This window comes from Georgenia muralis (assembly GCF_003814705.1).
Classification (GTDB): domain Bacteria; phylum Actinomycetota; class Actinomycetes; order Actinomycetales; family Actinomycetaceae; genus Georgenia; species Georgenia muralis.
The window spans coordinates 1,315,356-1,334,490 of the sequence record NZ_RKRA01000001.1; the positions used below are offsets into that span (position 1 = coordinate 1,315,356).

General features: G+C 74.6%; 20 protein-coding genes. 10 read left to right on the forward strand and 10 right to left on the reverse strand.

Translation table 11 applies throughout. From position 1 onward, the window contains the following. Positions 1 to 246 precede the first annotated feature (246 nt). Positions 247 to 927, forward strand: coding sequence for a ferritin-like domain-containing protein (locus EDD32_RS05805; protein WP_170175230.1), 681 nt, complete (start codon positions 247 to 249; stop codon positions 925 to 927). A 390-nt stretch (positions 928 to 1,317) separates the two neighbouring features. On the opposite strand, the gene EDD32_RS05810 is transcribed toward EDD32_RS05805, so the two are convergent. Both EDD32_RS05810 and EDD32_RS05815 read right to left on the reverse strand, forming a co-directional pair. Beyond that, on the reverse strand, positions 1,318 to 1,710 hold the full coding sequence (locus EDD32_RS05810; RefSeq protein WP_123920229.1) for a SufE family protein: 393 nt from the start codon (positions 1,708 to 1,710) through the stop codon (positions 1,318 to 1,320). A 53-nt stretch (positions 1,711 to 1,763) separates the two neighbouring features. Then, positions 1,764 to 2,660 carry a sulfurtransferase gene (locus tag EDD32_RS05815; protein WP_123915714.1) on the reverse strand — a complete coding sequence of 299 codons (897 nt, stop codon included), beginning with the start codon at positions 2,658 to 2,660 and terminating at the stop codon, positions 1,764 to 1,766. Positions 2,661 to 2,727: 67 nt separating this feature from the next. Here EDD32_RS05815 and EDD32_RS05820 point away from each other — a divergent pair, with 67 nt between their 5' ends. After that, complete coding sequence (locus EDD32_RS05820; RefSeq protein WP_123915717.1) at positions 2,728 to 3,441, forward strand: SOS response-associated peptidase; 714 nt, start codon at positions 2,728 to 2,730, stop codon at positions 3,439 to 3,441. Positions 3,442 to 3,533: 92 nt separating this feature from the next. Here the strand turns inward: EDD32_RS05820 and EDD32_RS05825 are convergent, their stop codons facing one another. Next, on the reverse strand, positions 3,534 to 3,992 hold the full coding sequence (locus EDD32_RS05825) for a hypothetical protein (RefSeq protein WP_123915720.1): 459 nt from the start codon (positions 3,990 to 3,992) through the stop codon (positions 3,534 to 3,536). 78 nt (positions 3,993 to 4,070) lie between these two features. On the opposite strand from EDD32_RS05825, the gene EDD32_RS05830 reads away from it, so the two are divergent. Next, on the forward strand, positions 4,071 to 6,212 hold the full coding sequence (locus EDD32_RS05830) for a S9 family peptidase (protein ID WP_123915723.1): 2,142 nt from the start codon (positions 4,071 to 4,073) through the stop codon (positions 6,210 to 6,212). A 116-nt stretch (positions 6,213 to 6,328) separates the two neighbouring features. Continuing rightward, positions 6,329 to 7,789, forward strand: coding sequence for a GuaB1 family IMP dehydrogenase-related protein (locus EDD32_RS05835; protein WP_123915727.1), 1,461 nt, complete (start codon positions 6,329 to 6,331; stop codon positions 7,787 to 7,789). 4 nt (positions 7,790 to 7,793) lie between these two features. On the opposite strand, the gene EDD32_RS05840 is transcribed toward EDD32_RS05835, so the two are convergent. Further along, positions 7,794 to 8,810 carry a YihY/virulence factor BrkB family protein gene (locus EDD32_RS05840; RefSeq protein WP_123915729.1) on the reverse strand — a complete coding sequence of 339 codons (1,017 nt, stop codon included), beginning with the start codon at positions 8,808 to 8,810 and terminating at the stop codon, positions 7,794 to 7,796. 116 nt (positions 8,811 to 8,926) lie between these two features. Here EDD32_RS05840 and EDD32_RS05845 point away from each other — a divergent pair, with 116 nt between their 5' ends. Next, positions 8,927 to 9,988, forward strand: coding sequence for an EamA family transporter (locus EDD32_RS05845; RefSeq protein WP_123915732.1), 1,062 nt, complete (start codon positions 8,927 to 8,929; stop codon positions 9,986 to 9,988). Between the two features lie 9 nt (positions 9,989 to 9,997). Further along, entirely contained in the window at positions 9,998 to 10,918 is a 921-nt protein-coding gene (locus tag EDD32_RS05850; RefSeq protein WP_123915734.1) for an LLM class flavin-dependent oxidoreductase, read from the forward strand. A 101-nt stretch (positions 10,919 to 11,019) separates the two neighbouring features. On the opposite strand, the gene EDD32_RS05855 is transcribed toward EDD32_RS05850, so the two are convergent. Further along, entirely contained in the window at positions 11,020 to 11,679 is a 660-nt protein-coding gene (locus EDD32_RS05855) for a vitamin K epoxide reductase family protein (RefSeq protein WP_246005998.1), read from the reverse strand. Positions 11,680 to 11,851: 172 nt separating this feature from the next. Here EDD32_RS05855 and EDD32_RS05860 point away from each other — a divergent pair, with 172 nt between their 5' ends. Together EDD32_RS05860 and EDD32_RS05865 are read left to right on the forward strand one after the other, a co-directional pair. Beyond that, entirely contained in the window at positions 11,852 to 13,186 is a 1,335-nt protein-coding gene (locus EDD32_RS05860) for an MFS transporter (protein WP_246005999.1), read from the forward strand. Then, positions 13,179 to 13,838: an ArsR/SmtB family transcription factor gene (locus tag EDD32_RS05865; RefSeq protein WP_123915740.1), complete on the forward strand. Its 660-nt coding sequence runs from the start codon at positions 13,179 to 13,181 to the stop codon at positions 13,836 to 13,838. The genes EDD32_RS05860 and EDD32_RS05865 overlap by 8 nt, the downstream gene beginning before the upstream one ends. Before the next feature lie 9 nt (positions 13,839 to 13,847). Here EDD32_RS05865 and EDD32_RS05870 read toward each other — a convergent pair whose 3' ends face one another. Together EDD32_RS05870 and EDD32_RS05875 are read right to left on the reverse strand one after the other, a co-directional pair. Continuing rightward, positions 13,848 to 14,108 carry a hypothetical protein gene (locus EDD32_RS05870; RefSeq protein WP_123915743.1) on the reverse strand — a complete coding sequence of 87 codons (261 nt, stop codon included), beginning with the start codon at positions 14,106 to 14,108 and terminating at the stop codon, positions 13,848 to 13,850. 121 nt (positions 14,109 to 14,229) lie between these two features. After that, on the reverse strand, positions 14,230 to 14,742 hold the full coding sequence (locus EDD32_RS05875) for a hypothetical protein (RefSeq protein ID WP_123915746.1): 513 nt from the start codon (positions 14,740 to 14,742) through the stop codon (positions 14,230 to 14,232). 108 nt (positions 14,743 to 14,850) lie between these two features. Here EDD32_RS05875 and EDD32_RS05880 point away from each other — a divergent pair, with 108 nt between their 5' ends. Next, positions 14,851 to 15,570: an AIM24 family protein gene (locus EDD32_RS05880; RefSeq protein ID WP_123915749.1), complete on the forward strand. Its 720-nt coding sequence runs from the start codon at positions 14,851 to 14,853 to the stop codon at positions 15,568 to 15,570. Between the two features lie 95 nt (positions 15,571 to 15,665). Further along, positions 15,666 to 15,854 (forward strand): hypothetical protein, encoded by a 189-nt coding sequence (locus tag EDD32_RS05885; RefSeq protein WP_123915752.1) that lies wholly within the window; start codon positions 15,666 to 15,668, stop codon positions 15,852 to 15,854. Positions 15,855 to 15,870: 16 nt separating this feature from the next. Here EDD32_RS05885 and EDD32_RS05890 read toward each other — a convergent pair whose 3' ends face one another. The 3 genes from EDD32_RS05890 to EDD32_RS05900 form a co-directional block, all read right to left on the reverse strand. Next, positions 15,871 to 17,013, reverse strand: a complete 1,143-nt coding sequence (locus EDD32_RS05890; RefSeq protein ID WP_123915755.1) for a glycoside hydrolase family protein — start codon at positions 17,011 to 17,013, stop codon at positions 15,871 to 15,873. 221 nt (positions 17,014 to 17,234) lie between these two features. After that, the gene (locus EDD32_RS05895; protein ID WP_211338744.1) at positions 17,235 to 18,047 is read right to left on the reverse strand and encodes an inositol monophosphatase family protein; all 813 of its coding nucleotides are present in this window, start codon (positions 18,045 to 18,047) and stop codon (positions 17,235 to 17,237) included. A 165-nt stretch (positions 18,048 to 18,212) separates the two neighbouring features. After that, on the reverse strand, positions 18,213 to 19,100 hold the full coding sequence (locus EDD32_RS05900) for an aldo/keto reductase (RefSeq protein WP_123915758.1): 888 nt from the start codon (positions 19,098 to 19,100) through the stop codon (positions 18,213 to 18,215). Positions 19,101 to 19,135: the final 35 nt, after the last annotated feature.

Here is a 19,135-nt window from a genome sequence, read left to right on the forward strand (position 1 = left end):
ACGCCTCTCTTCCCCGCCGCGCCAGGGCCGCAGGGCCCGGGCCCGGTCACCGGCCGGCCCGCGGGCGGCCGTCGGGCGGCCGTCGGGCGGCCTTGGGGCGGCCGTCGGGCGGCCGTCGCCGGAGCGGCCGCGGCCGGCCGCCGCTTCACGAAGGCTTCACACGGGCGATGCCGAGGCCCTCACGCGGGGGCGGTGGACTTGTCCTCAAGACCGAGAGGGCATCGAGCCCCGGGAGAGGTGAGAACGATGAGGATCATGAGGACGGGTGCTGTGGCACTGGCCGTCGCCGCCGTCGCCGTGGGGACGGCGGGCGTCGCGACGGCGCGACCGGCGGGCCCCGGCGACGGCTGGCCCGGCGGCCCCAACCGCAGCGGCGACCCGGTCGCGGCGGTGACGGTGGACCTCACCGACGAGGAGGTGGCTGGCCTGGTCTTCACCCGCGAGGAGGAGGCGATGGCGCGCGACGTCTACCAGTCGTTCGCCGAGCTGTACCCGGAGACGGAGGTCTTCACCCGCATCGCGACGAGCGAGCAGCGTCACTTCGACGCGATCGGCAACGTCCTCGAACGGTACGGGATCGACGACCCCAGCACGGGTGAGCCGGGCGTGTACGTCGACGGCGCGGTCCAGGACCTCTACGACGGCTGGCTGGCGGACGGCTCCGTGTCGGTGCAGGCCGCGTACGAGGTCGGCGTCGAGCTCGAGACGGTCGACATCGAGGACCTCCAGGGTCTCGTCGACGCCACCGACAACGCGATGCTGGACCGGGTGTACTCGAACCTGCTGGCGGGCTCGGAGAACCACCTCGCCGCCTTCGAGGCGGCGGCCGCCGGCGAGACCCCGGCCCTGTGCACTCAGGACGGCACGGGCATGCAGGACCGGCAGATGATGGGCCGGGGCGGTCACGGCCCGGGTCACCGGAGCTGACGGACCGGCACGGCACGCCGGGCAGTACTCGCCAGGCACTTACCCGCCAGGCAGTACTCGCCAGGCACGGAACGGGCGGCACCCCCAGGGGGCGCCGCTCGTTCCCGCGCTCGGACCCTCTCGTGGGCAATATCCGCCGCTCCGACGGGGAGAAAGTGACGGATCGGTCACATCCGGCGGCTCATCCCCGCCGATGTCTCCCCGACGAGGGCCACAATCCCTGCATCGCTGCGGCTGACCCCGGCGCCTGGGCTGACCCTCCCAGACCTGGCCGACCCTGCCGGGACGTGGCCGACCCTGCCGCGCCGGCCACCGGGGCTCGCGCGTCGCCGCGGTTCGCACGTCGCCGCGGTTCGCGCGTCGCCCGAGCCAACCGGCCCGACGGCGGGCTCAGATCCCGGCCTTCTCCTTGACCTGGCGCTTGATGCGCCCGAGCATCCCCGCCATGCCCCGCAGGCGCAGCGGGCTGACGGCCTCGGCGAGGCCGAGCCGGCCGGTGAAGTCGGCGGGCACGTCGAGGATCTCCTGCGCCGTCCGGCCGTCGAGTCCCTCGTGGAGGATGCCCGCGAAGCCCCGGGTGGTGGGCGCCTCGCGCGGGGCGGAGAAGTACAGCCGGACCACGGCGTCCCCGCCGGCGCCCTCGACCTCGGTGAGCAGGAAGATCGGCGACTGGCACTCCGGGACCGGCTCGAGGAGCTCGGGGTGCTCCGCGTACCGCTCCGGCAGGTCGGGCAGCCCCTGGCTGAACTCCAGCAGCAGCTGGAGCCGCTCGGGCACGGGCATCGCGGTGAAGTCCTCCGCGATCCCGGCGAGGCCCTCGGGGAGGTCGGTGGCCGTCACCGCGTCACCTCACCCGGCTCCTCGCCGCGGGCGATGGGCACCCGCACGGCGTTGCCCCACTCGGTCCACGAGCCGTCGTAGTTGCGCACGTCCGGGAAGCCGAGGAGCTGCTGCAGGACGAACCACGTGTGGCTGGACCGCTCCCCGATGCGGCAGTAGGTGATGACCGGCTCGGCGGCGTCGAGGCCCTTCTCGTCGACGTAGATCGCGGCGAGCTCGTCGCGCGAGCGGAACGTCCCGTCCTCGTTCGCGGCCCGCGCCCACGGCACGGACTGCGCGCCGGGGATGTGCCCGCCCCGCAGCGCCCCCTCCTCGGGGTAGTCCGGCATGTGGGTGCGCTCGCCGGTGTACTCCGGCAGCGACCGCACGTCGACGAGCTGCCCGCCGAGGAAGGCCAGGACGTCGTCCTTGAACGCCCGCACGGGTGCGTCCTCCCGCTCGACGACCGGGTAGTCCGCCGCTGCCGGCGACGGCCTCGCGGTGGTCATCTCCCGGCCCTCCGCCTCCCACTTGGCGCGGCCGCCGTCGAGCAGGCGCACGTCCTGGTGGCCGAACAGGGTGAAGACCCACAGCGCGTACGCGGCCCACCAGTTGTTCTTGTCGCCGTAGATGACGACCGTGGTCTCGCGGCCGATCCCCCTGGCGGACATGAGCCGGGCGAACCCGGCTCCGTCGACGTAGTCCCGGGTGACGGGGTCGTTGAGGTCGAGGTGCCAGTCGACCTTGACCGCACCGGGGATGTGCCCGGTCTCGTAGAGCAGGACGTCCTCGTCGCTCTCGACGACGACGAGTCCCGGCTCGCCGAGGTGGGCGGCGAGCCACGCGGTGCTCACGAGCCGCTCGGGGTGGGCGTAGTCGGCGAACTTCGGGTCGTCGTCGCGGGGCAGGGTCATGGCGGCTGGCCTCTCGGTCGGGGGGTTGCGGCTGCTCCCATCCTCTCACCGGAGCACACTGGTCGGTATGTGCGGTCGCTACGCCAACGCCCGTCGGGACGCCGACCTGGTGGGAGCCTTCGGGATCGAGGACGTCGTCGGGGACGAGCCGGCGCCGTCGTGGAACGTCGCGCCGACCGACGACGTGCGGGTGGTGCTCGAGCGGGCCCCGCGCGAGGAGCCCGAGGAACGTCCCGCGCGCCAGCTGCGCACCGTCCGGTGGGGGCTGGTGCCCTCGTGGGCGAAGGACGCCTCGATCGGCGCCCGGCTCATCAACGCCCGCTCCGAGTCGGTGACCGAGAAGCCGGCCTTCAAGGCCGCGGCCGCCCGGCGCCGCTGCCTGGTTCCCGCGGACGGGTACTACGAGTGGGAGAAGCTGCCGTCTGGCGGCAAGCAGCCGTACTTCCTCCACGGCGACGGCGTGCTCGGCTTCGCCGGTCTGTACGAGCTGTGGCCGGACCCCTCGAGGGACGCGGACGACCCGGCGCGGTGGTGGTGGACGTTCACGATCCTCACCACCCGGGCCGGTGATACGCTGGGGCACATCCACGACCGCACACCGGTGGTGGTGCCACCCGCCATGGCCGGCGACTGGCTCGACCCGCGGCTGACGAAGCCCTCGGAGGTGCGCGCGATGATCGAGGCGATGCCCGAGCCGGTGCTCGAGCCGCGGCCCGTGGGCCGGGCGGTGGGCAACGTCGCCAACAACGGGCCGCAGCTCGTCGAGCGCGTCGAGCTCTAGCACGCGGTCACCGCGGCCCGGCCGGTGCTCCCGGCGGGCTGGTGCTCCCGGCAGGCCGGTGCTCCCGGCAGGCCGGTGCTCCCGGCGGGCCGCTACTGCGCGGCGGCCTGGAGCTCGTCGGTGAGGTCCGCGATCCGGTCCCCGAGGGACTCCAGCACGGCCCGGACCTCCGGCTCAGCGTCGTCGGCGGCGGCGGAGACCTGGTCGCCGGCCTCGGCGAGGGAGTCCTCCGCGGCCTGGACGGCCTCGGCGTCGTCCGCGTTCTCGAGGGCGGCCTGGGCGTCCTCGATCGCCGAGCCGGCGGAGGTGACGGCCTCCTCGACCTCGGCGCGGGCGTCGGGGGCGAGGTCCTCCAGGGCCGACTGGGCGTCGTCGAGCGCCGCGCCCGCCTCGTCGGCGGCCTGGCGTGCGGCCTCGCCGAGGTCACCGGCGGCGGCGGAGACGGTGTCCCCGACCTCCTCGAGCCCCGGGGTCTCCTCCTCGGTGCACCCGGTCAGGGCCAGGGCGGCGGCCAGGGCGAGGACGGCGGTGGCGGAACGACGGCGGGACACGGGATCTCCTTCGGTCGGTGCGGTTCGCTCCCATTGTGCGGTCGCGCCCGGGGGGCCGCGAGTGGTGGGATACCCGGCATGAGCGACTCCTCCGGCACCGACGCGACCCCGTTCGCCGACCTCGACCACTACCTGGCCCTCCCCCGCCTGGGCGGTCTGGCACTCTCGGCGGACGGCGAGCGCCTCGTCGTCGGCGTCTCGACGCTCGACAAGGACGCCACCGCCTGGGTGGGGTCGTTGTGGGACGTCGATCCCTCCGGCGACCGGGCGGCCCGCCGTCTGACGCGCGGCGCGAAGGGCGAGTCCTCCCCCGCCTTCACCCCCGACGGCGACCTGCTCTTCGTCGCCCGCCGGGGCGAGGACGACGACGCCGTCGCGGAGCTCCACCTCCTGCCCGCCGGCGGCGGGGAGCCACGGGTCGTCGCCACCCACCCCGGCGGGGTCGAGTCCGTCACGACGCCGCGCACGGGGAGCGCGGTGCTCGTCCAGGGCTCCGCGCTACCCCGCTCCACGGACCTCGCCGACGAGAAGGAGCGGCGCAAGGCGCGCAAGGAGAAGAAGGTCTCGGCGATCCTGCACGCCGACTACCCGGTGCGGTACTGGGACCACGACCTCGGACCGGCCGCGCCGAGGCTCTACGCCGCCGAGCCCACCGGCACCTCCCCCGAGCCCGCCGGACCGGGCAGGCACCGCGCCGGCCACGCGGCCGCCGCCGACCCGCTGGACGAGCCCACCCTGGAGCTGCGCGACCTCACCCCCGACGCCGGGGTCACGCTCGTCGAGACCCGTCACGTGCTCGCACCCGACGGCACCTTCGTCGTCACCGAGGTGACCGAGCCCGAGGGGGGCGCCTCGCGCCGCCAGAGCGTCGTCCGCATCGACGTCGCCACCGGCGAGCGAACCACCGTCCTCGCGGCGGACGCCGACGAGGAGTTCGCCGTCGGGGCGGTCAGCGACGACGGCACCCGCCTTGCCTACGTCCGCGAGCGCCGCTCCACCCCCGCCTCGGCCCCGCGGCCGTGGCTGGCGGTGCTCGACCTCACCACCGGCGAGGCGCGCGACCTCACCGACGGCTGGGACCGCTGGCCGGGCGAGACCTGCTGGCTGCCGGACGGCTCGGGCCTGCTCGTGGTCGCCGACGACGACGGCCGGGCCCCGGTCTTCCACGTCGACGCCGGTACGGGCGCCGTCACCCGGCTCACGGACGAGGGGGCGTTCTCCGCCGTCACCGTCGCGCCGGACGGCGCCGCCGCGTACGCCCTGCGCTCGTCCTACGCGCACCCGCCGGAGGTGGTCCGGATCGACCTCGCCGGTGTGCCCGGCCGTGACGGGGCCGCCGCGACCGACCCGGTGGCCGCGACGGTCACCGCGCTGCGCGGGCCGGTGGACCGCCCCGCCCTGCCCGGCACGCTCCGCGACGTCGAGACCCGCACGGCGGACGGGACCCGGGTGCGCTCGTGGCTCGCGCTGCCCGAGGGCGCCGGGCCGGAGGACCCGGCCCCGCTGCTGCTCTGGATCCACGGCGGCCCGCTCGGGTCGTGGAACTCGTGGTCGTGGCGGTGGAACCCCTGGCTGATGGTGGCGCGCGGCTACGCCGTCCTGCTGCCCGACCCGGCGCTGTCCACCGGGTACGGCCAGGACTTCGTCGAGCGCGGGTGGGGCCGGTGGGGCGACGCCCCGTACACCGACCTCATGGCCGCCACCGACGCCGCCGAGGCCCTGCCGGAGGTCGACGCCGCCCGCACCGCGGCGATGGGCGGGTCGTTCGGCGGGTACATGGCGAACTGGGTGGCCGGCCACACCGACCGGTTCCGGGCCGTGGTCACCCACGCGAGCCTGTGGGACCTCGACGCGTTCTCCGGCACGACCGACGCCTCGTTCTACTGGGAGCGGGAGATGACCCCGCAGATGCGCCGGGAGCACTCGCCCTCGACGTACGTCACCGAGATCACCACCCCGGTGCTCGTCATCCACGGCGACAAGGACTACCGGGTGCCGATCGGCGAGGGCCTGCGCCTGTGGTACGACCTCCTCCACGCCTCCGGCCTCCCGCAGGCACCGGACGGCACCACCGCGCACCGCTTCCTCTACTTCCCCGACGAGAACCACTGGGTCCTCACCCCCCAGCACGCCCGGCTCTGGTACGAGGTGGTCCTGGGCTTCCTCGCCCAGCACGTCCTCGGTGAGGAGGCGCCGGAGCTGCCGCAGCTGCTGGGCTGAGGCCGGTAGGGCCGCCGGTGGTGGCCGCACCGCCCTACCCGGGCCGGTCGGGCGCCCGCCGGACCACCGCACGGACGGCCCTGCCCCCGCGGGGCCGTCCGGCGGACAATGGCTCCGTGCGCTTCCTGCCGGGGCAGACCCCCACGACGGACCTGACCTACGCCGACGTCTTCCTCGTGCCGTCCCGCTCGGAGGTGGGCTCACGCTTCGACGTCGACCTCGCCCCGCACGACGGCACCGGCACGACCGTCCCGCTCGTCGTGGCCAACATGACGGCGGTGGCGGGCCGGCGGATGTCCGAGACCGTCGCCCGGCGCGGCGGGATCACGATCCTGCCGCAGGACGTGCCCGCCGACGTCGTCGCCACGGTGGTGTCCTCGGTCAAGACCCGGCACCCGGTGGTCGAGACGCCGGTGACCGTGGGCCCGCACGACACCGTCCACACCGCCCTGTCGCTCATCGGCAAGCGGGCGCACGCGGCCGTCGTGGTCGTCGACGACGACGGCCGACCCGTCGGCATCGTCTCGGAGACGGACTGGGAGGACGTCGACCGGTTCACCCAGGTCCACCAGGTGATGTCCGCCGACCCGCGGGTCCTGGACGTCTCGGTCCTCGAAGGGCGCGGCGAGGCCGGTCTCGCGGCCGCCTTCGACGAGCTCGCCGGGGCCCGTCTCAAGCTCGCCCCGGTCACCCGCGAGGGGCGCCTCGTGGGTGTCCTCACCCGGCGGGGCGCGCTGCGCTCGAGCATCTACGCCCCCGCCCTCGACCCGGCCGGGCGGCTGCGGGTGGGCGCCGCCGTCGGCATCAACGGCGACGTGGCCGGCAAGACGCGCGCGCTCCTCGAGGCCGGGGTCGACGTGCTCGTCGTCGACACCGCCCACGGCCACCAGGAGCGGATGTTCCGCGCCCTGGAGGCGGTGCGCTCGGTCTCGCCCGGCGTCCCGGTGGTGGCCGGCAACGTCGTCACCGGCCAGGGCGTGCGCGACCTCGTCGCCGCGGGGGCGGACATCGTCAAGGTGGGCGTGGGTCCGGGTGCGATGTGCACCACCCGGATGATGACCGCCGTGGGCCGGCCGCAGCTCTCGGCGGTCCTGGAGTGCGCCGACGCCGCCCGCGAGCTCGGCGCCCACGTGTGGGCCGACGGCGGGGTGCGGCACCCGCGCGACGTCGCGCTGGCCCTCGCGGCGGGGGCGTCGCAGGTGATGATCGGCTCCTGGTTCGCCGGGACCTACGAGTCCCCCGGCGACCTGCACACCGATGAGTCCGGACGGATGTACAAGGAGAGCTTCGGCATGGCGTCGGCCCGGGCCGTCGCCGCGCGGACGGCCGGGCACGGCGCCCCGTTCGAGCGGGCCCGCAAATCCTTGTTCGAGGAGGGCATCTCCTCCTCCCGGATGTACCTCGACCCGCAGCGCCCCGGCGTCGAGGACCTGGTCGACGAGATCACGGCCGGGCTGCGCAGCTCGATGACCTACGCCGGCGCGAGGTCCCTGGCGGAGTTCGCCGAGCGCGCCGTCGTGGGCATCCAGTCCGCCGCCGGGTACGAGGAGGGCCGCCCGCTGCCGGCGGGGTGGTGAGTCCTCAGATCTCCTCGTCGTGCCAGCCGTGTGAGCGGCGCAGACTCCTGGCCCGGTCCTCGTCGGCCAGGCGCCTGGCCTCGCTGCGGTCGCTCGCCCGGGTGTCGCGCACCTCGACCACGACGCTCTGCTCGGCCCGGAGCCCCGAGACGAGCTGGCGTGCCCGCTGGACCTCGGCGTCGACCTCGGCGCCGAGGAGCAGCGCCATGTTGATGATCCACAGCCACAGGAAGAACGCGATGACGCCCGCGAGTGCCGAGCCGTACGTCAGGTCGAGACGCCCGAAGGTCGAGAGGTAGAGCCGGAACAGCAGCGAGGCCACCCCGGCCAGGGCCAGGGCGAGGGCCGACCCGTGCGAGACGAGCCGGAACCGGGGGTGGCGCACGTTCGGGGTGGCGAAGTAGAGCACCGCGACCACACCCGCGGTCGCCAGGAGCAGCACGGGCCACCGGGCCACCTGCCAGAGCGTGACCGTGGCCTCGCCCAGCCCGAGCACCCGGCCCACCGCCTCGGCGACCGGCCCCGAGACGACGAGCAGGAGCGTCACCAGCCCGGAGAACGCCACCAGCACCACGGTGGTGAGCAGGTGCCAGACCTGCAGCCGCCACAGCGGCCGGCCCTCGGTGACCCCGTAGACGACGTTCATCGCCCGGCCGAACGCCCCGACGTAGCCCGCCGCCATCCACAGACCCGTGGCGAGGCCCAGGACGAAGGTCAACCCGGCGGAGGGCTGACGCAGCACCGCGAGGACCGGCGCACTGAGGGCCTCGACCCCCTCGGCGTCGGGCGCCACCTGGACGAGGATCTCCAGCACGGCCGCGGTGCTCTCCTCGCCCTGGCCCACCAGCGCGAGGACCGAGACGAGGGCGACGGCGATCGGCGGGACGGAGAGCACCGCGAAGAACGTCATCGCGGCGGAGCGGTCCCAGCCGTCGTCGGCGAAGAACTCGCGCAGCGCCTTGCCCACCATGAACCGTTTCGACGGTCGGCGGCCGGGCGTCCTGGCGACCTGCTGCGTCATCGGCGTCCTCCCTGGGCCCAGGCAAGCACTGTCCCACCCCGCGCGCACGGCAGGCGCCCCCGCGCCCGTGGCGCCGGGCTGCCCGTCCGCCCGGCCCGGTGGCACACTTCGACAGCATGGGTCCAGGGCAGGGGCGGCCGCGCGGCACGGACGCGGCGACGGGCGTGTGGCTCGCGCTGGTCTCGGCCGCGGCTTTCGGCACGTCCGGGTCGCTCGCGAAGTCGCTGCTGGAGGCCGGCTGGTCACCGGCCGCCGCGGTCACGGCGCGCATCGGCGTCGCCGCCCTCGTCCTCGCCCCGGCGGCCCTGGTCTCCCTCCGCGGACGGTGGCACCTGCTGCGCGGCAACGCCCGGCTCGTGACCACCTACGGGCTCGTGGCCGTGGCGGGGTGCCAGCTCATGTACTTCAACGCCGTCGCCACCCTCTCGGTGGGGGTGGCGCTGCTCCTGGAGTACCTCGGACCCGTCCTCGTCGTCGTGTGGCTCTGGCTGCGGCACGGTCGGCGGCCGCGCCGGTGGACGCTCGCCGGGATCGCGCTGGCGGTAGCCGGCCTGGTGCTCGTCCTGGACGTGACCGCCGGTGTCCGGGTGGACGTCGGCGGGGCGCTGTGGGCGTTCGGTGCCGCCGTTGGGCTCGCGGCCTTCTTCGTGCTCTCGGCGGACGACTCGACGGGCCTGCCGCCCCTGGTGATGGCCACCGGCGGGCTGGTGGTCGCGACCCTCACCCTCGTCGTGGCGGGACTGGTGGGGGTGGTGCCGGTGGAGTACTCCACGGCGGACGTGGTCCTGGCGGGCCGGGCGGTCCCCTGGTTCGTGCCGGTCGCGCTGCTGTCGCTGGTGGCGGCGGCCCTCGCGTACGCCTCCGGCATCGGGGCGGCCCGCCGGCTCGGGTCGAAGGTCGCCTCGTTCGTCGGGCTGACGGAGGTGGTCTTCGCGGTGCTCATCGCCTGGCTGGTCCTGGGTGAGCTCCCGGTCCCGGTCCAGCTCGCCGGGGGCGTGCTCATCGTGGCGGGGGTGCTGGCGGTCCGCCACGACGAGGCGGCACCCGTCCTCGCGGCGAGCGCGAACGGCCACCGGGAGCGGGTAGGCGTCCCGGCCCCGGAGGGGACCGGCCCGACCCGGCCATCCGCGTCGGGAGCGGCGGGTGGGCCCGACCCGGTCCCGACCGCCCACGGCTGAGGAGGTCTCGTGGTCGCGGTCTCGGTGCAGGGCGGTCCGCGTGACGCCGCGTCCTGGCTCTCGCTCGCCCGTCGGACGGAGGACGCGGGCTTCGACGCGCTGCTCGCCGCCGACCACCCCGGCGCGACGGCCTCGCCCTTCGTCGCGCTCGCCGCGGCGGCCGCGGTGACCTCACGGCTGCGCGTGGGACCGTACGTTGCCAACGCCGGCGTCCGCGACCCGATGCTCCTCGCGGCGGACGCCGCGACGCTCGACGTCGTCTCCGCCGGGCGCTCGCTCCTCGGCCTCGGGGCGGGGCACACCCCGGCGGAGTGGCTGGCGGTGGGCCGCGAGCGTCCCGGCGTCGCAGCACGGGTGCGCCGGTGCATCGCCGTCGCCGAGGCGGTGCAGACCCTGCTGGCCGGCGGGCCGGTCGACGTCGACGGTCCGGACGTCCGGCTGAGCGGGGTCCTCGAGCGGCCCCGGCCCGTGGCCGACCCGGTCCCGCTCACCGTCGGGACCGCCAACACGACCCTCCTGCGGTGGGCCGGCGCCCACGCCGACGTCGTGGGTCTGTCCGGGCTCGGCCGCACCCGCCCCGACGGCTACAGCCACGACGTCCGCTGGACCACCGCCGTCCTGGACGACCAGGTGGCGGCCGTCACCGACGGGGCCGTCGGGCGCTCCCGTCCGCCTGAGCTCGAGGCCCTCGTCCAGGTCGTCCAGGTCACGGACGACGTCGAGGCCGGCCTCGCACCGCTGGGTGCCGAGCTCGGACTCACGACCGAGCAGCTCCTGGCGGTCCCGTACGTCCTGGCGGGGACAGCGGAGGAGATCGTCGCCGCCGTCGCGGCGCACCGGCACCGATGGGGCGTCACCCGCTACGTCGTCCGTGCCGACGTCCTGGAGGACGTCGCTCCCCTGCTGCCCCAGCTGGCCGCCATCGGCTGAGCAGATCCGGCCGGGCCCTCGACCGAGCAGGTCCGGCCGGCCGCGCGCGACCGAGCAGGCCCGACCGGGCTCCGCGCGGCCCGGCGCGTGGTCGGAGCGGTTCAGCCGAAGAAGACGTGCTGGTACTTCAGGACGATCGCCGCGGCGAGGACCGTGAACCAGGCGGCGACGAGGGCGTAGTCGAGCCCGATCCGCAGCCACGAGGTGAGCCGCTCATGGAGCCGTGGTGACAGTCGGAAGCTGTTCTCGCGGATGTTGTAGCGCAGCAGGCTCGTGAAGACCGTCGTCGTCGAGGCGGTCACGACCAGGCACCAGGGGCACAGGGCGTCGATGACGAAGTAGGACTGGACGAAGAGCCAGTACGCGAAGAACAGGCCGATGAGGTAGACGACCTGCGCCGCCACCATGAACCAGCGGGGGAAGCGGACCCGGGCCAGGCCGGCCACGGCGATGGTGATGACCACGGGTTCGGTGACGAGGCCGAGGAAGGCGTTGGGGAAGCCCAGCAGGCTGGCCTGCCAGGCCTGCGCCACCTTGCCGCAGGAGATCGCCTCGTTGATGTTGCAGCCGAGGACGACGTCGGGGTTCGCAGCCAGCCGGACCGCGTCGACCGAGAGCACGAACGAGGCGACCAGGCTCAGGAGCGACGAGGCCAGCATCGCGACGAACGTCCAGCGGTGGTCGTAGCGCGCCGGGACGTCCTCCTCGAGCAGGAGGTCGTCGCGGGTCGCGCGGGGTCCGGGAGCAGGGTGGCCGGTCACACCGGGATCATAAGTTGCCCGTGGGACGGGTGGCCGGGACCGCGACGTAGGACCGCTCTCGGCCGTCCATACCCTCACGAGGGCCATATTCCATTACTATGTAGAACAGTTGAGTACTGGCGTGAATCAGTTGAGGGTCGCCGCGATCCTCCATGACACCCCGGAGGATCGCTTGGGCCCCATCGCGCGTGCCGGCCGGCCGGCCGGCGCCGGCCCCACCCTGGGTCTGCGCGCCAACGCGGCGCAGTTCGCCCTGCTCGTCGCCGTGAATGCCCTCGTCGGCGGCATGCTGGGACAGGAGCGCACCGTGCTGCCACTCCTGGCCGAGGCCGAGTTCGGCCTGCAGGCCTACACCGCCACCCTCACGTACATCCTGGCCTTCGGGCTGGCCAAGGCCGCGACGAACTACCTCGCGGGCACCCTGTCCGACCGCTACGGCCGCAAGCCGGTCCTCGTCGTCGGGTGGCTGGTCGCGATCCCGGTGCCGCTGCTCCTCATCGGTGCACCGACGTGGTCGTGGATCGTCGTGGCGAACATCCTGCTCGGGGTCAGCCAGGGCCTGACCTGGTCCACCACCGTGATCATGAAGATCGATCTGGTCGGCCCGACGCGGCGGGGCACCGCGATGGGCCTGAACGAGGCCGCCGGGTACGTGGCCGTCGCCGCGACGGCGCTGGCCACGGGCTACCTCGCCGAGTCCGCCGGGCTGCGGCCCGCCCCCTTCCTCCTGGGGGTGGCGTTCGCGGCCCTGGGCCTGGGCCTGTCCACCCTGGCGGTGCGCGAGACGCGAGGTCATGCCCGCCTCGAGGCGGCGGGCCACACCCCGGCCGCCCACCGCGGCGAGCGCGACGACGGAGACGACGGTCCGGGCCCGGGCCGCGAGAGCCCTCGCGGCGGTGACCAACGCGGCCTCACCGACGGCGAGGTGTTCGCCCGCACATCGTTCCGCGAGCCTGCCCTGTCCGCCGCCAGCCAGGCCGGCCTGGTGAACAACCTCAACGACGGCCTGGCCTGGGGTCTCTTCCCGGTCCTGTTCGTGGGAGCCGGGCTCTCGGTGAGCCAGGTCGGCATCCTCGCGGCGCTCTACCCGGCCGTCTGGGGGCTCGGGCAGCTCGTGACGGGAGCCTGGTCCGACCGGCGCGGCCGCAAGCCGTTCGTCGTCGGCGGCATGACCGTCCAGGCGGTGGCCCTGGCACTGGTCGCCCTCGGCGACACGTTCGCCGCCTGGGCGGTGGCGTCGGTCCTCCTCGGAGCCGGCACGGCCATGGTCTACCCGACCCTCCTCGCCGCGGTCGGCGACGTCGCGCACCCGGCGTGGCGGGCGCGCGCCGTCGGGGTCTACCGCCTCTGGCGCGACCTCGGCTTCGCCGTGGGGGCGCTGCTCGCCGGTCTGGTGGCCGACCTCCTGGGTGTGCGCGCAGCGGTCTGGGTGGTCGCCGCGCTCACCGCGGTGTCGGGCATCATCGTCGCCATGCGGATGTACGAGACGCACGGCACCGATGGCTGACCGCGACGCGAAGACCGCCCTGCTCGAGGAGTTCGCCGCGGTGGGCAAGGCCCTGGGCAGCCCCGCACGCCTGGAGCTCCTCGACCTCCTCACCCAGGGACCGCGCACGGTCGAGGACCTCGCCCGCACCGCCGGCCTGGGACTGTCGACCTGCTCGGCCCACCTTCAGCGCCTCCACGGCGCCGGCCTGGTGACCACGCGGCGCGACGGCACCCGGATCTGGTACTCCCTGGCCGGGGACGACGTCGCCGGCCTGCTCGCCGGGCTGCGCCGCGTCGCGCGACGACGCCGGCCGGGGACCGAGAGCGCGCGGCGACGGTACGTGGGCGAGGACGTCGGCGTCGTCGAGGTGGCCGCCCTCCTCCGCGCGGACCGCGACGCGGGCGTGGTCGTCCTCGACGTCCGGCCGGCCGCCGAGTTCGCCGCCGGCCACCTTCCCGGCGCCGTGCACATCCCGCTCGAGGAGCTCGTGGAGCGGCTCGGCGAGCTGCCCACGGACCGCGAGGTCGTCGCCTACTGCCGCGGCGACTACTGCGCCCTCGCCCACGAGGCCGTCCGTGTGCTCACCGCCCACGGCCGGCGTGCGCGACGCGTCAGCGACGGAATCCTGGAGTGGCGGGCGGCCGGTGTCCCACTGGTCCCCTCGTCCTGACCCGGTCGGTCAGACGCAGTCGTGGTCGCAGGCGCCGCAGCACGCGCAGAAGCCGTCGAGCACCTGCGCCGGCCCGTCGGCGAACGAGCACCACACTCGGGGGCAGTCGGCGTAGGCGTCGACCTCGACCTCTACGCGGGCGGCCACGTCCGTCCCGGCAGGGTCAGCGAGGCCCCTCCCAGCGTGGGCACCGACCTCGGCGGACTGAGGGACCGTGAGCTCGGGCACGAGCCCGACGTCGTCGATCTCCAGCACGGTCATGACGGCCATGTCCCGCTCCCTTCCTCGTGGTTCCCCGACCGTCCCACGAGGCACTGACATCGGCCCCGGACGGCGCGGTCACCCCACGATCACACCGGGGCGGCGTCGAGCGGCGGCGCCACGCCGGAGGTCAGGCGGTGCCGCCGTCCTTCATCCACGACGGCGGGGGCGGGGGCGCGGCCGGTGGCTGCGGTGCCGGCTGCGGCGGCGGTGGGGGTGCGGCACCGGGGCCGTCGCCGGGCCCGCGACCTGCCGGACCACCGCTCCCCGGAGCACCACCAGCCGGAGCACCACCAGCCGGAGCGCCACCCGCCGGCGCTCCACCGGCCGGGGGCGGCGGCGTCGTCGGTCCGTAGCCTGATGACGGCCCCGTCCCCGGTGCCGGTGGTGGCGCCGTGTGGAGGGCGTACGAGCGGATCGTGCCCCGCGCGTCCATCTCGCGCAGGGCAGCCATGATGCGCTCGCGTTCGCCCGAGGGTGCGGGACGTCCGCTCCACTCGAGGTACGCGAGGACGCCCAGGTCGCGGAAGTACCTCTCCGCATCACCCCCTCCGGGTCCGGCCATGCCCGCGCCGCTCAGGGCGGTGTCCGCCTTGGCGGCGAGGTCGTTGGCCGCAGCCTTGGCCTTGTCGAGGAAACCCATCGTCGACCTCCATCGTCACGCTGACGGTCGAAAGCCTACGCAGCGGCCACGGCCGTCGTTAGAGTTCCAGCGAAGCGGCCGAACCGGCCGGCCCACGAGGGAGGCACCATGCCCATCCATGGCCCACTGTTCACCGAGCACCGTGAGAACTCCTCGCAGGACCCGTTCTCGCTGCAGAACAAGAAGCTCCTGAAGATCCAGATGGGTTTCGGCCCGGTGTGGGCCAGGAGCGGGTCGATGGTGGCCTACCAGGGGGACGTGCGCTTCGAGAACAAGGGCTCGGGCGGTCTGGGCAAGATGTTCAAGTCCGCCGTCACCGGCGAGGGCGTCGCCATGATGCAGTGCACCGGGCAGGGCGAGCTCTTCGTGGCCGACCGTGCCGCCGAGGTGCAGGTGATGTACCTCGAGAACGACATGATCTCGGTCAACGGCAGCAACGTCCTCGCGTTCTCGGCCTCGATCGACTGGGACATCCAGCGCATCCAGGCGCGGGGGGCCGCGATGACCGGCGGGCTGTACAACGTCACCCTGCGCGGGACGGGGTACGTCGCCGTGACCACCAAGGGTGAACCCGTCGCCCTCGACGTCGCGAGCGCGCCGACCTTCGCCGACGCCCAGGCGGTGGTGCTGTGGACCGCGGGGGTGAGCATGGACATCCGGGTCGACACCGGCGGGCTGAGGTCCATGGTCCGCGGCGGCACCGGGGAGACGTTCCAGATGGCGTTCGGCGGGCAGGGCTACGTGGTCGTCCAGCCGAGCGAGTCCGTGACGCAGGGCGGCCACGAGAACAAGGGCGGGAGCGGGCTGGGCGACATCTTCGGCGGCTGACGGGTCCCCTCCTCCTCCGGGTGCGTGCCGACGACCGTCTGGCTACGGTCGGGTCAGGCCGGCGAGCCCCGCCGGCTCAGGAGGAGGCGATCGACATGGCCGACACCACGAGCGCCGGAGGCACGGACCCGGCCGCCGAGATGGAGACAGGTCCGGTCCAGACCGAGGCGCAACGGGCCGAGGCGGCACAGGCGGCCGCGGCGGGCGCGCCGGACGCCGTTCCCGGCCAGGGGCCGCAGGACGATCCCGACGCCGAGGGCGAGGAGCGCTTCGACGCCGGGTGAGCCGGCCGCGGCACGCTCAGGAGAAGAGGAAGATCCGCCCGTCACCCGCGCCCATGAGGGCCTCGAGGGCCAGCAGCGTCCCGGCCGCGCCGGAGAGCAGGCCCGCACCGGTGCTGCGGACGTCGATCTTTGCGCCGAGCAGGCCCAGGCGCCCGAGGTGCGGCCCCATCACCGCGCGGCGCTGGACCGGGGTGTCCCACGGGGTGCGGCGCAGGTGCCACAGCGCCATCGCCACGCCCGCGGCGCCGCCGTCGAGCCCGGCCTCCTCGGGGCTGTAGCACTCGGCGGCCGTGGCGATCCACTCGGCGGCGTCACCCAGCCAGCGGTCGTCCAGGTGCGCCATCGCCTCGCGGATGACCATCGCGAGCCCCGCGCTGCCCTGACCGAGGGTGGGCTGCTGCCACCACAGCGGAGCGGCACCGTCCCCGCTCAGCGGCGCCCAGCCGAGCTTCCCGAGGTCCTGCAGGAGGGCGGCCTCGGCCGGGCCGAGGAGCGACTCGTCCTCGGTGATCTCGTACAGGTGGATGAGGAAGAGGGCCGCACCGGCCCCGCCCTCGAGGAGCCCGCTGCCGTGGTCGCACGCACCGAGCCGCACGATGAGCTCGCCGGCGATCTCGGTCAGCCGGGCCATGAGGGCGTCCTCGTCGCCGATCGGCGCACGCTCGAGGAGCGCCAGTCCCAGACCGGCGAGCCCGCTGCTCACGGAGACGTCGAGGCGTCCCAGGGGCGCCTCGTCGGCCCGCCGCCACAGCCGGGCGGCGTCGTCGTGGCGGCCGAGACGGTCCAGGGCCAGGGCGGCTCCGCTGGCGCCGTCGAACAGGCCGGGGGCGGTGAGCTCGTCCGCCCGGGCGACGAGCCAGTCGACCAGCCGCTCGGGGACGTCGGCGCCGATCTCGGCGAGCGCCCACAGGACGCCGGCCGCGCCGGTCCCGAGCGAGGCGCCGTCGGTCCCCGGGAAGAGCCGGTCGGCCCGGGCGGGGGTCGCCGAGCGCAGGATCTCGCGCACGAGGGCGGAGCGGGCCTGGCGGTGGGCGAGGGCCCCCCGGTCACGCAGGTGCAGGACGTCGGCCGGCGCATCGGGCGCGAGCAGGTCCACGGCGTCCCGAGCCGGGCGGACGACGGCGGCGTGCGGTCGCACCCACTGGGTCGTAGCGCTCATGACGGGTCCCCCTGCTGCTCACCGGTTACTCGGCCTGCCAATGCAGGACGATTGCTGTATCGGCAAAATTACCGTCCGGGATAGCGGTCTCCGGCCGTCCGGCCCGTGCACTTCGTGCCATGGCAGGAACGTGCCATCCAGCGGCCGGCCGGGCGCCCGTCGTCTCGGGGTCTGCCCGTCGTCTCGGGGGTCGCTACGGCGTGAGCGTGAGGTTGCGGCGCTCAGGCGCCCGCCGCACGCAGGGCAGCGGCCAGCTCCTCGACCAGGTCGTACCCGCCGGCGATGGTCATGGCGGGTGACGCCGGTCCCCCAGTCAGGCCCTGCACCGCCCCGCCCGCCTCGCTGACCACGAGCGAGCCGGCCGCCATGTCCCACGGGTTGAGGCCGATCTCGTAGTAGGCGTCGAGGCGGCCGTCCGCCACGAGGCACAGGTCGATCGCAGCCGAGCCGAGCCGGCGGATGTCGCGCACCTGGGGGAGGATCTGCGCGACGAGCGCCCCTTCCAGGGTCCGCTCCTCGACCGTGTAGCCGAAACCGGTGCCGACCAGTGCCCGTGCCAGCGGCGGGGCAGGCCGCGGGCCGAGACGCTCGCCGTCGCGCCACGCGCCGAGACCTCGCGCCGCGGTCCAGGTGGTGCCCAGCGCGACGGCGTGGACGCACCCGGCCTCGGCGGTCCAGGTCAGCGGGTCGGCGCTGCCGGAGACCACGGCGACGGAGATCGAGTAGGACGGGATGCCGTAGAGGAAGTTCACCGTCCCGTCGATGGGGTCGACCACCCAGGTCAGCCCCGACGTGCCCGCGACCGACCCCTCCTCCTCACCCAGGACGCCGTCGTCGGGCCGCAGCTCGGCCAGGCGCGCGCGCAGGAGCGCCTCGACCTCCTCGTCCACGGCGGTGACGACGTCGACGGCGGAGGACTTGGTGCGGGCGACGCCGCCGTGGTCGGCGGTCCGGGCCCGGGCGTGCTCCCCCGCGGTGCGGGCGAGGTCCTCGCAGAGGGCGAGGAGCTCGGCGGGGTCGGGGATGGTGCTCACGTCGGTCTCCCGGTGTTCGGCAGGGATGGTCGGCACAAGCCTGTCACGCGGTACGCCACGGTCGGGGCAGGGCCACCTCGGCGGCACCTCGGCGGGGAGCGCCCGAGCCCGACGTCGGGCCGGGCCGGGTGGCGCGGTGCCGGGCCGGGTGGCGCCGTTCCGGAGCTAGTCGACCTGACCGGCGGCGCTGCACCGCGCCAGCTCATCCTCGTCCAGGATGAGGTCGGCCGCCGCGGCGGAGTCGACGATGGACGCCGGCCGACGGGCGCCGGGGATCGGGATGACCCGCTCGCTCAGCGCGAGCTCCCAGGCCAGCACCACCTGCTGTGGGCTCACCCCGTGGTCGGCGGCGATGTCAGCGAAGGCGGAGAACTCGGTTCCTACGGAACGACCCCCGCCGCCGGTGCCGCCGAGGGGGCTCCACGGCAGGAAGGCGATCCCCTGCTCGGCGCAGTACCGCAGCTCCCCCTCGGAGCTGCGGTAGCGGGGGGAGAACTCGTTCTGCACGCTGACGAGACCGCCCGGGCCCAGGACGTCCTGCGCGATGCGGATCTCCTCGACGTTCGCGTTGGAGATCCCGACGCAGCGGACCTTTCCCTCCTGGACGAGCGCCGCGAAGTTGCCCACCACCTCGGCGTAGTCCATCGACCGGTCGGGTCGGTGCCACTGGTAGAGGTCGATCACGTCCCGCCCGAGGCGACGCAGCGAGCCCTCGACCGCGCTGCGCAGGTAGGACATCGACCCGTCCCGTCCCCACGTGTCCCCGGGCCCGCGGGTGATACCGCCCTTGGTGGCGACGACGAGCCCGTCCGGCAGCGTGCCGTAGGCGCGCAGCGCCGCGGCGACGAGCTCCTCGTTGTGGCCGAACGTGTCCCAGCTCGGTGCGTAGATGTCGGCGGTGTCCAGGAGGGTGACGCCGGCGTCGAGGGCGGCGTGGATCGTGGCGACCGACTCCTCCCGGCCGGGGTACTCGTGGTCGTTGTTCATCGACATCGGCATGCAGCCGAGGCCGATGGCGGAGACGTCGAACGGGCCGAGGGTGCGGGTCTTCATAGGGCGACGGTAGGGCACCCGGTCGACGTCCGCGT

What these genes read in the sequence shown, in the direction of transcription:
- EDD32_RS05840 (WP_123915729.1), bottom strand. Translation starts at nt 8,810, where the DNA reads ATGACGCAGCAGGTCGCCAGGACGCCCGGCCGCCGACCGTCGAAACGG.
- EDD32_RS05890 (WP_123915755.1), bottom strand. Translation starts at nt 17,013, where the DNA reads ATGAGCGCTACGACCCAGTGGGTGCGACCGCACGCCGCCGTCGTCCGC.
- EDD32_RS05820 (WP_123915717.1), top strand. Translation starts at nt 2,728, where the DNA reads ATGTGCGGTCGCTACGCCAACGCCCGTCGGGACGCCGACCTGGTGGGA.
- EDD32_RS05880 (WP_123915749.1), top strand. Translation starts at nt 14,851, where the DNA reads ATGCCCATCCATGGCCCACTGTTCACCGAGCACCGTGAGAACTCCTCG.
- EDD32_RS05900 (WP_123915758.1), bottom strand. Translation starts at nt 19,100, where the DNA reads ATGAAGACCCGCACCCTCGGCCCGTTCGACGTCTCCGCCATCGGCCTC.
- EDD32_RS05830 (WP_123915723.1), top strand. Translation starts at nt 4,071, where the DNA reads ATGAGCGACTCCTCCGGCACCGACGCGACCCCGTTCGCCGACCTCGAC.
- EDD32_RS05875 (WP_123915746.1), bottom strand. Translation starts at nt 14,742, where the DNA reads ATGGGTTTCCTCGACAAGGCCAAGGCTGCGGCCAACGACCTCGCCGCC.
- EDD32_RS05805 (WP_170175230.1), top strand. Translation starts at nt 247, where the DNA reads ATGAGGATCATGAGGACGGGTGCTGTGGCACTGGCCGTCGCCGCCGTC.
- EDD32_RS05870 (WP_123915743.1), bottom strand. Translation starts at nt 14,108, where the DNA reads ATGGCCGTCATGACCGTGCTGGAGATCGACGACGTCGGGCTCGTGCCC.
- EDD32_RS05845 (WP_123915732.1), top strand. Translation starts at nt 8,927, where the DNA reads ATGGGTCCAGGGCAGGGGCGGCCGCGCGGCACGGACGCGGCGACGGGC.
- EDD32_RS05810 (WP_123920229.1), bottom strand. Translation starts at nt 1,710, where the DNA reads ATGCCCGTGCCCGAGCGGCTCCAGCTGCTGCTGGAGTTCAGCCAGGGG.
- EDD32_RS05815 (WP_123915714.1), bottom strand. Translation starts at nt 2,660, where the DNA reads ATGACCCTGCCCCGCGACGACGACCCGAAGTTCGCCGACTACGCCCAC.
- EDD32_RS05885 (WP_123915752.1), top strand. Translation starts at nt 15,666, where the DNA reads ATGGCCGACACCACGAGCGCCGGAGGCACGGACCCGGCCGCCGAGATG.
- EDD32_RS05865 (WP_123915740.1), top strand. Translation starts at nt 13,179, where the DNA reads ATGGCTGACCGCGACGCGAAGACCGCCCTGCTCGAGGAGTTCGCCGCG.